Below are 10434 nucleotides of genomic sequence, written 5' to 3' on the forward strand. Positions count from 1 at the left end.
CCCGACAACCAACCCAATCAAGAATTCAGGGAGAGACCGACATGGCCGAGGCTTACATCGTCGCCGCCGCGCGTACCGCCGGCGGGCGCAAGGGGGGCCGCCTTGCCGGCTGGCATCCGGCCGATCTCGCCGCGAAGGTGCTGGACGAGTTGGTCGACCGCACCAAGGTCGACCCCGCCCAGGTCGAGGACGTCATCATGGGCTGCGTCATGCAGGTCGGCGAGCAGTCCAACAACGTCGCGCGCAACGCGATCATGGCGTCAAAGCTGCCGGAGAGCGTGCCGGGCACCTCGATCGATCGCCAGTGCGGCTCCTCGCAGCAGGCACTGCACTTCGCCGCGCAAGCCGTGATGTCCGGCGCGATGGATGTCGTGATCGCGGCCGGCGTGGAATCGATGACGCGGGTGCCGATGGGCCTGTCGTCGCAGCTTCCGGCCAAGAACGGCTTTGGCAATTACAAGAGCCCGGGCATCGAGAAGAAGTATCCGAACATCGTGTTCAGCCAGTTCACCGGCGCGGAGATGATGGCCGAGAAGTACGGCCTCTCCAAGGATGAGCTCGACCAGTATTCCTACAACAGCCATCAGCGCGCGATCGCGGCGACGCAAGCGGGTCACTTCAAGAAGGAGATCGTGCCGCTCGACATCACCCGCGCCGACGGCAGCAAGGACACCCATACAATCGACGAAGGCATCCGCTTCGATGTGACGCTCGACGGCATCAAGGGCGTCAAGCTGATCGCCGAGAACGGCAAGCTGACCGCGGCCAGCGCCAGCCAGATCTGCGACGGCGCCTCCGGCGTCATGGTGGTGAACGAGAAGGGCCTGAAGCAGCTCGGCGTCAAGCCGCTCGCGCGCATCCATCACATGACCATGACGGGCGGCGATCCCGTGATCATGCTTGACGCTCCCTTGCACGCGACCAAGCGTGCGCTGGAGAAGGCCGGCATGAAGATCGGCGACATCGACCTGTTCGAAGTCAACGAGGCCTTCGCCTCGGTGCCGACCGCGTGGCTGAAGACCACAGGCGCCGACCCCGAGCGTCTCAACGTCAACGGCGGCGCCATCGCGCTCGGCCACCCGCTCGGCGGCTCCGGCACCAAGCTGATGACGACGCTGGTCCACGCCCTGCACCAGCGCGGCAAGCGCTATGGCCTGCAGACCATGTGCGAAGGCGGCGGCATGGCGAATGTGACGATCGTGGAACGGCTGTAAGAAGAACAAAAGCGAGTAGTGAGTGGCGAGTAGCGAATGGTGCGTAGGCGAAGAGCGGTTGCCCTTCTTCCCTATTCGCCACTCGCTACTCGCCATTCGCGTTTTGAGGAAACGCCATGACCCATCCCTCCATCCACGCCCGCAATACGCCCGACAAGATCGCCTACCAGATGGCCGGCACCGGCAAGGCGATCACCTATCCGGAGCTCGATGAGCTCTCGAACCAGGGCGCGCAGTTGTTCCGCTCGCTTGGCCTCAAGGCCGGCGACCACATCGCGCTGTTGATGGAGAACCGCCTCGCTTTCATGGAGCTGTGCTGGGCCGCTCAACGCAGCGGGCTCTATTACACCGCGATCAGCCGCTATCTGAAGCAGGACGAGATCGACTACATCATCAAGGATTGCGGCGCCAAGGTCGTCATCACCACGCCGAAATGCGCCGATCAGATCAAGGACCTGATCAAGGGCGCGCCGGGCGAGCCGATCTTCTACATGATGGACGAGCCACTGCCGGGCTTCCGTTCCTACGACAAGGAAGCCGCGGCACAGCCGACCACACCGATCGCCGATGAGGTCGCCGGCTACGACATGCTCTATTCGTCGGGCACCACCGGCCGCCCGAAGGGAATCAAGAAGGCATTCGAAGGCAACAGGATCGACGTGCCGAACGCCTTCCTGCGCGTGCTCTGCGCCGACATGTGCGGCATGAACGCGGAGAGCACCTATCTGTCACCGGCGCCGCTCTATCATGCCGCTCCCTTGCGCTTCAACATGATGGCGATCGTGCTGGGCGGCACCTCCATCATCATGGAGCATTTTGACGCCGAAGAATTCCTGAAGTTGGTCGAGAAGTACAAGGTGACGCAATCCCAGCTGGTGCCGACCATGTTCGTGCGCATGCTGAAGCTGCCCGACGAGGTGCGCGCCAAGTACGACGTCTCCACGCTGAAGGGCGCGATCCACGCCGCTGCGCCCTGCCCGGTCGACGTCAAGGCGAAGATGATCGAATGGTGGGGACCCATCCTGATCGAGTATTACGCCGGCTCGGAAGGCAATGGCGTCACCGTCTGCAACTCGCAGCAATGGCTGGAGCACCGCGGCAGCGTAGGCCGCGCCGTGGTCGGCAAGATCAAGATTCTCGACGAGAACGACGAGGAGCAGCCGACAGGTGAGATCGGCACCGTCTATTTCGCCGACGCGCCCGCCTTCACCTATCACAATGATCCCGAGAAGACGAAGAAGGCCTACAACGCCAAGGGATGGTCGACGCTCGGCGATGTCGGCTATCTCGACAAGGACGGCTTCCTCTATCTCACCGACCGCAAGTCCTACATGATCATCTCCGGCGGCGTGAACATCTATCCGCAGGAGACCGAGGACGTGCTGATCACGCATCCCGAGGTCGCCGACGTCGCGGTGTTCGGCGTGCCGAACGAGGAGATGGGCGAAGAGGTCAAGGCGGTGGTGCAGCCCCACGACATGCGCCGCGCGGGCAAGACGCTGGAGGCCGATCTGATCGCCTATTGCAAGAGCCGCCTCTCCGCGATCAAGTGCCCGCGCTCGATCGATTTCGAAGCCGAGCTGCCGCGCACGCCCACGGGTAAGCTGGTGAAGCGACACCTGCGCGATCGGTACTGGCCGAAGACGGCGGCGAAGATTTGAGGCGGGATCCGTAGGGTGGGCAAAGGCGCGAAGCGCCGTGCCCACCACCTGTCCATTTTGCGTCGGTTTGGTGGGCACGCTTCGCTTTGCCCACCCTACGAAGTCGGCGTCCGGGGCACGAGACCGTTGCCCTCAATCAAACAAGCTCGGCGAGTGATTCACCAGCGCGCCTTCGATCTCGAGCATCTTCAGCTTGGTGACCACGCCGCCATTCGCCGAGAAACCGCCGGGCTTGTTGCCGGCCGCCAGCACGCGATGGCAGGGCACCACGATCGGGCACGGGTTGCGGCCGAGCGCCTGGCCGACGTCGCGCGAGAGCTGGACGCCGCCGAGCTGCTTGGCGATGTCGCCATAGGTGATGGTCTTGCCCGGCGGAATCGCGCGGGCGATCTCGTAGACGCCGCGATTGAACTCGGGCACGCCGTCGAGGTCGAGCGGGATGTCGGTGAGATCGTCCGGCTCGCCCGCGAGCAGTCTTGTCATGCGGTCGATCGCCTCTCGCACCTCGGCGGTCGGCTCGGCCTCGGTGGCGTCGGCATGGCGCTGGCTGATGCGGGTGCGGATCTTCTGCTCGCCGCCCATCGGCAACTGCGTGCCGTTGATGCCGCGCGGGCCCCAGGCGATGGCACACAGGCCGATCCTTGTGTCGAACAGGGCAAAATGCTGGTCGCTCATGGCTTGGTTCCTGGCTTGCTTTCGTTGCAGGCCCCACTTTCAACTCACGCCAAATCTAGGCTTGGAAATAGTTGCGATCCACCCGGTTTCCGGGAATCTTGCACAGAGTTCCGATCCTCTCTCGCGAGTCCACGATGCAGAGCCTTCACGTCAACGGATACGACATGCCCTATCTCGACGTGGGCGAGGACAGGGGCCGACCGCCGCTGGTCTGCGTGCATGGATCGCTGAATGATTTCCGGGTCTGGGGCTGCGTGCTGGGCCCGTTGACGCAGCGGCATCGGGTGATCGCCGTCAGCCTGCGCCACTTCTTCCCGGAAAAATGGGATGGGGTCGGCGACACCTATTCGATCGCCCAGCATGCCAGCGACGTCATCGCCTTCGTGGACAAGCTCGATCTCGGGCCGGTCGATTTGATGGGCCATTCCCGCGGCGGGCATATCTGCTTCCGCGTGGCGCAGCAGCGGTCCGATCTCCTGCGCCGGCTGATCCTGGCCGAGCCCGGCGGCGAGCTCGATGCGAGCCTTGATCCGGATTACGTCGGCGGCCCCTCACCGCTGCTGGCGCGCTTCACGGCCTCGGCCGAGAAGATCGCTGCCGGCGATGTCGACGGCGGGCTCGCCGTCTTCGTCGACACGCTGGAAGGCCCCGGCACCTGGCCGCGGCTGCCGGCGATGGTGAAGCAGAATTTGCGCGACAACGCCTACACGCTGATCGGCCAGGTCCGCGACAATCGCCCGCCGTTCTCCAAGGTGGACGCGGAGGCGATCAAGATGCCGACGCTGTTCATCCTGGGCGCGCGGACCAAGGGCCTTCTGCCGAAAGTGCTGCATGCGCTCGCGGCGCATGTGCCCTATTCCAAGACGGCGATCATCCCGAACGCGACCCATCCGATGTTCGAGCAGGCGCCGCAGAAATTCTCCGAAGTGGTTCTCGATTTTCTGGCGAGGTGACCCATGCAGAGCTTTCGCGTCAACGGTTACGACATGGCTTATCTTGAAGTGGGAAGCGGCCCGCCGCTGGTCTGCGTGCACGGCACGTTAGGTGATTTTCGCACCTGGTATTCGGTGCTCGGCCCGCTGTCGAAATCCCGTCGCGTGATCTCGGTCAGCCTACGGCATTTCTTTCCCGAGCATTGGGACGCAATCGGCGACGACTACAAGATGGCGCAGCATGTCGCGGACACGATCGCCTTCCTCGGGCAGGTCAAGCCCGGCCCGGTCGACCTGATGGGCCATTCGCGCGGCGGCCACATCGCCTTTCGCGTGGCGCAGGCGCGGCCTGATCTGTTGCGCAAGCTGGTGCTGGCCGAGCCCGGCGGCGATCTCGACGCATCCCTGCCAGTGCCCGAAGGCACGCCCGCGCATCCGCCGCTGGCGGCCCGCACCGCGCGATCGGTCGAGATGATCCGCGCCGGCGATCTCGAGGGCGCGCTGCAGAACTTCTACGAAGGCATCGAAGGCGACGGCTCCTGGCGGCGTGTGCCGGCTGCGGCCAAGCAGCAACTTCGCGACAACGCGCTCACCTTCCTCGGCCAGATCAACGAGCAGCGCCGGCCCTACACGCTCAGCGATGCGCAGGCCATCAGGACGCCGACGCTGCTGATCGGCGGAGGCGCGACCACCGGCAGCCTGTCGGTGATGTGGCGCGTGCTGGCCGCGCACATCGCGGGCGCCGAGACGGCGGTGATCGCGAACGCCAGCCATTGGATGTTCGAGCAAGCACCGCTGGAGTTCGGAGAGGTGGTGAACGGGTTCCTGGCGAAGTAGCTCCTCCCGTTTCGACGAAAACAACCCCATGCACAGTAGACGGCCCAAGCAATATCAATAGCTTAAGCAGGACCTAAGATGGGGCGTCTGACGCGGTCAGCCGTGCTTGACCCCCGCCCATCCCGGGAGTAGCTTCGAACACGGAATTCCGTATTCCATTTGGAGCTGACGGCGTGATTCCTCTCGACCCGCTCCCGAACCTGATCGACCAGGTCTATTCGCGGATCCTGGAGGCGATCTCCGATCGCACGCTTCAGCCCGGCCAGCGCATCCGGCAGAACGAGCTCGCCGACAGGCTCGGCGTGTCGCGCCAGCCGGTGTCGCATGCGCTGCATCTGTTGCACCGGCAGGGCCTGGTCGCCGAGAGCGGCCGTCGCGGCTTTGAAGTGACCCAGCTCGACCCTGCGCGCATCCGCCAGCTCTACGAGGTGCGCGGCGCCATCGACGCGCTGGCGGCCCACCTTGCGGCGACACGCGCGGCCAGCGACGCGGCGGGACGCGCGCGACTGGAGACAGCGCTCGCCGCCGGGCGCCGCAGCGACCACAACACGATGCTATCCGAGCTCATCACCCTCGATGTCGATTTTCACCGCGCGATCTATCAGCTCGCCGGCAATCCCGTGATCGAGGAGACCATGGCGCCGCAATGGCCGCACATGCGGCGCTCGATGGCGACGGTGCTCTCCGAGCTCGACTATCGGGCCAAGGCCTGGGCGGAGCATGCCGATATTGCCGGACACATTCTAAGCGGCAACGCCAAAGCGGCCGAACGCGCCGCGCTGGCGCACGCGCAGACGGCCGGACGGATGACCGAGGAGAGATTGCGGGCAGCGGACGAGGCGGCGGCGTAGCGATTGCCACCGTCATTCCGGGGCGATTCGCAGCATCGAGCTTTGATGCGCAATTGCGCATCAGAGAATCCATCGGGCGGCAGAGACTGCGGGGAAATGGATTCTCCGGTGCGCAATTGCGCACCGTAGCTCGCGACTTCGTCGCGCCCCGGAATGACGAAAACAAACAAACAGGAGGACGACCCATGAGACTGTCCCAGGAGCAATTGGAGTTCTTCCACCGCGAGGGCTGGCTGTTCCTGCCCGAATTGTTCGCCCAGGAGGAGGTCGACCTGCTGGCGCGCGAGGCGGTCGCCATTTACGACGCCAACCGGCCCGAAGTCTGGCGCGAGAAGAGCGGCGCGCCGCGCACGGCCTTTGCCGCGCATCTCTACAACGAGGCGTTCGCGATCCTCGGCGCGCATCCGCGCATGATCGAGCCGGTCGAGCAATTGTTCGGCGAGCCGGTCTACATGCACCAGTTCAAGATCAACGCGAAATCGGCCTTCACCGGCGACGTCTGGCAATGGCACCAGGATTACGGCACCTGGAAGCGCGACGACGGCATGCCGGAGCCGCGGGCGATGAACATCGCGATCTTCCTCGACGAGGTGATGCCGATCAACGGCCCCTTGATGCTGGTGCCGCGCAGCCAGAATGCCGGCGATCTCGAGGCATCACACGACCTCGCCACCACCTCGTATCCGCTGTGGACGCTGGACGAGGACACGGTCACGCGCCTCGTCAAGCAGGGCGGCATCGTCGCACCCACGGGCAAGCCGGGCGGCATGCTGATGTTCCACGGCAATCTCGTGCACGGATCGAGCGGCAACATCACGCCCTATCCGCGCAAGATCGTGTACCTGACGCTGAACGCGGTCTCGAACCATATCCGCACACCGACGCGGCCGGACTACATCGCGCATCGCGATTTCACGCCGATCAAGACGGTGGACGACGACGCGCTGCTGCGGCTGGCAAGGGCACCGCGCCAAGCGGCGGAGTAACCTGTCATTCCGGGGCGACGCGCAGCGTCGAGCCCGGAATCCATCGGGCCGCAGAGATTGTGGATGAATGGATTCCGGGCTCGCGCTTCGCGCGCCCCGGAATGACGAGCTTTGTTGCACCCACGGATGTTCCCCCATGAACCTCTTCCGCCTCCTCCAGGCCCGCGCGTCCGCCCGCAAGCCCGTTCGCGTCGCGCTGATCGGCGCCGGCAAGTTCGGCTCGATGTTCCTCGCACAGGTGCCGCACACGCCGGGGCTGGAGGTGCCGATCATCGTCGACATCGACCGCGACCGGGCACGCGAGGCCTGCCGCACCGTCGGCTGGGACGCCGAGCGCATCGCCGCCACGGTGTTCACCGATGACGGCGCGCGCGCCATCGCCGGCGGCGGCATGGACGTGGTGGTGGAGGCGACCGGCAATCCCGCCGTCGGCATCCGCCACGCGCGCGCCGCGATCGCGTCGGGCAAGCATATCGTGATGGTCAATGTCGAAGCGGACGTGCTGGCGGGCCCGCTGCTCGCCGAGGAAGCGCGCAAGGCCGGCGTGGTCTATTCGCTCGCCTATGGCGACCAGCCGGCGCTGACCGCGGAGATGGTGGATTGGGCGCGGGCCACCGGCTTCCGCGTCGTTGCTGCCGGCAAGGGCACAAAGTACCTGCCGGCCTATCACGACGTGACGCCCGACGGCGTCTGGCAGCATTACGGCCTGACCGCGGGTGAAGCGCAGTCGGCCGGCATGACTCCGCAGATGTTCAACTCCTTCCTCGACGGCACCAAATCGGCGATCGAGATGGCCGCAATCGCCAATGCCTGCGGCCTCGACGTGCCCGCGGACGGCCTGTCGTTTCCGCCCTGCGGCGTCGACGATTTGCCGCATATCATGCGGCCGCGCTCGCGCGGCGGCGTGCTGGAGCGATCGGGCCTTGTCGAAGTCGTCTCCTCGCTCGAACGCGACGGCCGGCCGGTGTTTCGCGACCTGCGCTGGGGCGTCTATGTCGTGCTGGAGGCGCCAAACGACTATGCCGCCGACTGCTTCCGGCAATATGGCCTGAAGACCGATTCCAGCGGACGCTTCGCCGCCATGTACAAGCCCTATCATCTGATCGGGCTCGAGCTGAACATCTCGGTGCTGGCGGCGGCGCTGCGGGGCGAGGCCACTGGGCAGCCTTACGGCTTCCGCGGCGACGTCGTGGCCGTGGCCAAACGCAATCTGCGTGCCGGGGAGATGCTGGACGGCGAAGGCGGCTACACGGTGTGGGGCAAGCTGTTACCGGCGGCCGCGAGCCTCAAGGCCGGCGCCCTGCCTATCGGGCTCGCACATCGCTTGAAGCTGAAGCACGACGTCGCCCACGGCACGGTGGTGCGCTGGAGCGATGTCGAGTTCGATGCAAAGAACGAGACGATCAGGGTGCGAAAAGCGATGGAGACGGCTTTCGCGAAGCAGCGGTAAGGGAACAGATCGGCGCCACGGGCGCCTCGCCTCTCGCCTTGCGGGTGTCTGTCGCGCATTCGCAGGCGCGAGATGGTTGATGGCTTGATTATCGCGAGACGAACGGTCATCCTTGCTGACGGAATGCCATCATAGTGGGGATTCCAACAAGAAGAGGCCCATCAGGGTCGTTCGGAAACGCTATCAAACCTCAAACAAAACAACGCCGAGTCTCGCAAAGAACGACACCAAGATCGTTCCTGATCGAAGGCATCGGCATAGCGGAGGGTCCGCATGAAACGTCGTGATTTCCTGAAGGTAACGGGCGTGAGCCTGGCAGCGAGCACCGCAGTGGCGGCGCCGGCGATTGCGCAAAGCTCGCCCGAGATCAAGTGGCGGTACGCCACGAGCTGGCCGAAGGCGCTCGATACGCTCTATGGCGGCTGCGAATACTTCTGCAAGCAGGTCGCCGACCTCACCGACAACAAATTCCAGATTCAGCCGTTTGCGGCCGGAGAGATCGTTCCAGGCCTGCAGGTACTGGACGCCGTCTCCAACGGCACGGTCGAGATCGGCAACACCGCGCTTTATTACTACTGGGGCAAGAATCCAGCGTTCACCTTCGCAACCGCACTGCCGTTCGGCTTGAACACGCGGCAGCAGATTTCCTGGCTGTTGTGGGGCGGTGGGCAGGATCTCGTCAACGATCTGCTCAAAGAGCACAATGTTTACGGCATCCCGACCGGATCGACCGGCGCGCAGATGGGCGGCTGGTTCAGGAAGGAGATCAAGAGCCTCGACGATTTGAGGGGCCTGAAGATGCGCATCGGCGGTTTCGCCGGCACGATCCTCTCCAAGCTCGGCTGCGTGCCACAGCAACTCGCTGGCGGCGACATCTATCCGGCGCTGGAGAAGGGCACCATCGACGCCGCCGAATGGGTCGGCCCCTATGACGACGAGAAGCTAGGTTTCGTGAAGGTCGCCAAATACTACTACTACCCCGGCTGGTGGGAAGGCACGAGCCAGGGCCACAACATCATGAACATCGAAAAGTGGAATGCGCTGCCCAAGCATTACAAGGCGGCGATCGACGCGGCATCGCGCGATACCTTCACCTGGATCACCGGCAAATACGATGCAGTGAATGCGCCGGCGCTGAAGCGGCTGATCGTGAACGGTGCAATCGTCAGAGGCTTCCCGCAGGAGGTGCTCGAGGCCTGCTACAACGCCGCCAACGAGATCTACGCGGACCTCTCCAAGTCCAATCCGCATTTCGGCAAGATGCATGCGAGCATGATGGCGTTCAAGAACGACTCGCTGCCCTGGACGCAGGTTGCGGAGCTGAGCTACGACAGCTTCATGGCGCGGATGCGCGCCAAGACATGAGGCGCTGCCACCCACGACTAAAGACGAAGAAGCCCCGGAGATACCGCTGTCTCCGGGGTTTTGGTTAGTTTGTCCGGCATTTCGGACCGAAAGCCGCGTTAACACTCGGCTTCGCAAGTGCGAGCGCAGCGACGACGCTTGATTATCGCAAGGCGACCGGTCATCCTGACGCCGTACCGCGATGCGCGGAATCCAAAAAGAGCCCGAAGGGCCTTCGGAAACGCCAAAATTTTTGAAACACCCACGTCGATTATCGGCGACGCAAAGACGACACCAAGATCGTTCCCTTGACGAGGAATCGGCGCAACGGAGGGATACGCATGAAACGTCGTGATTTCCTAAAAGTGACAGGGGCTGGGCTGGCAGCAAGCACAGCCGTTGCCGCACCAGCCATCGCACAGTCGTCGCCGGAAGTGAGATGGCGCCTCGCGGCGAGCTGGCCAAAGGCGCTCGATACGCTCTA

General features: G+C 64.3%; 10 protein-coding genes (1 of these 10 running past the window's edge). 9 read left to right on the top strand and 1 reads right to left on the bottom strand.

Going from position 1 to position 10434, the window contains the following annotated elements; genetic code table 11:
• Positions 1–41: 41 nt before the first annotated feature.
• Together XI05_RS25730 and XI05_RS25735 are read left to right on the top strand one after the other, a co-directional pair.
• Complete coding sequence (locus tag XI05_RS25730) at positions 42–1214, top strand: acetyl-CoA C-acetyltransferase (protein WP_271507031.1); 1173 nt, start codon at positions 42–44, stop codon at positions 1212–1214.
• A gap of 116 nt (positions 1215–1330) precedes the next feature.
• Positions 1331–2875, top strand: a complete 1545-nt coding sequence (locus XI05_RS25735; protein ID WP_271507032.1) for an acyl-CoA synthetase — start codon at positions 1331–1333, stop codon at positions 2873–2875.
• 132 nt (positions 2876–3007) lie between these two features.
• On the opposite strand, the gene XI05_RS25740 is transcribed toward XI05_RS25735, so the two are convergent.
• Complete coding sequence (locus XI05_RS25740) at positions 3008–3550, bottom strand: methylated-DNA--[protein]-cysteine S-methyltransferase (protein WP_271507034.1); 543 nt, start codon at positions 3548–3550, stop codon at positions 3008–3010.
• A gap of 134 nt (positions 3551–3684) precedes the next feature.
• Here XI05_RS25740 and XI05_RS25745 point away from each other — a divergent pair, with 134 nt between their 5' ends.
• From XI05_RS25745 to XI05_RS25775, 7 genes are all read left to right on the top strand, one after another.
• Positions 3685–4503, top strand: a complete 819-nt coding sequence (locus XI05_RS25745) for an alpha/beta fold hydrolase (RefSeq protein ID WP_271507036.1) — start codon at positions 3685–3687, stop codon at positions 4501–4503.
• Positions 4504–4506: 3 nt separating this feature from the next.
• Positions 4507–5319 (top strand): alpha/beta fold hydrolase, encoded by an 813-nt coding sequence (locus XI05_RS25750; RefSeq protein ID WP_271507038.1) that lies wholly within the window; start codon positions 4507–4509, stop codon positions 5317–5319.
• A 173-nt stretch (positions 5320–5492) separates the two neighbouring features.
• The gene (locus XI05_RS25755; RefSeq protein WP_271507040.1) at positions 5493–6170 is read left to right on the top strand and encodes a GntR family transcriptional regulator; all 678 of its coding nucleotides are present in this window, start codon (positions 5493–5495) and stop codon (positions 6168–6170) included.
• Positions 6171–6355: 185 nt separating this feature from the next.
• Entirely contained in the window at positions 6356–7156 is an 801-nt protein-coding gene (locus XI05_RS25760) for a phytanoyl-CoA dioxygenase family protein (protein WP_271507042.1), read from the top strand.
• A 136-nt stretch (positions 7157–7292) separates the two neighbouring features.
• Complete coding sequence (locus tag XI05_RS25765; protein ID WP_271507044.1) at positions 7293–8606, top strand: NAD(P)H-dependent oxidoreductase; 1314 nt, start codon at positions 7293–7295, stop codon at positions 8604–8606.
• A 273-nt stretch (positions 8607–8879) separates the two neighbouring features.
• Entirely contained in the window at positions 8880–9971 is a 1092-nt protein-coding gene (locus tag XI05_RS25770) for a TRAP transporter substrate-binding protein (protein WP_271507046.1), read from the top strand.
• Between the two features lie 320 nt (positions 9972–10291).
• Positions 10292–10434, top strand: partial view of a TRAP transporter substrate-binding protein gene (locus tag XI05_RS25775; protein WP_271507048.1) — the 5' end (the start) only. The gene runs 949 nt beyond the window's last position; the window shows 143 of its 1092 coding nt (coding positions 1–143); it begins with the start codon at positions 10292–10294; the stop codon falls past the right edge of the window.

The organism is Bradyrhizobium sp. CCBAU 11357, assembly GCF_028128865.1.
GTDB lineage: Bacteria > Pseudomonadota > Alphaproteobacteria > Rhizobiales > Xanthobacteraceae > Bradyrhizobium.

Bases quoted from the DNA above. Each gene is read 5' to 3' on its own strand.
- XI05_RS25730 (WP_271507031.1), top strand. From the start codon at position 42: ATGGCCGAGGCTTACATCGTCGCCGCCGCGCGTACCGCCGGCGGGCGC.
- XI05_RS25735 (WP_271507032.1), top strand. From the start codon at position 1,331: ATGACCCATCCCTCCATCCACGCCCGCAATACGCCCGACAAGATCGCC.
- XI05_RS25740 (WP_271507034.1), bottom strand. From the start codon at position 3,550: ATGAGCGACCAGCATTTTGCCCTGTTCGACACAAGGATCGGCCTGTGT.
- XI05_RS25745 (WP_271507036.1), top strand. From the start codon at position 3,685: ATGCAGAGCCTTCACGTCAACGGATACGACATGCCCTATCTCGACGTG.
- XI05_RS25750 (WP_271507038.1), top strand. From the start codon at position 4,507: ATGCAGAGCTTTCGCGTCAACGGTTACGACATGGCTTATCTTGAAGTG.
- XI05_RS25760 (WP_271507042.1), top strand. From the start codon at position 6,356: ATGAGACTGTCCCAGGAGCAATTGGAGTTCTTCCACCGCGAGGGCTGG.
- XI05_RS25765 (WP_271507044.1), top strand. From the start codon at position 7,293: ATGAACCTCTTCCGCCTCCTCCAGGCCCGCGCGTCCGCCCGCAAGCCC.
- XI05_RS25770 (WP_271507046.1), top strand. From the start codon at position 8,880: ATGAAACGTCGTGATTTCCTGAAGGTAACGGGCGTGAGCCTGGCAGCG.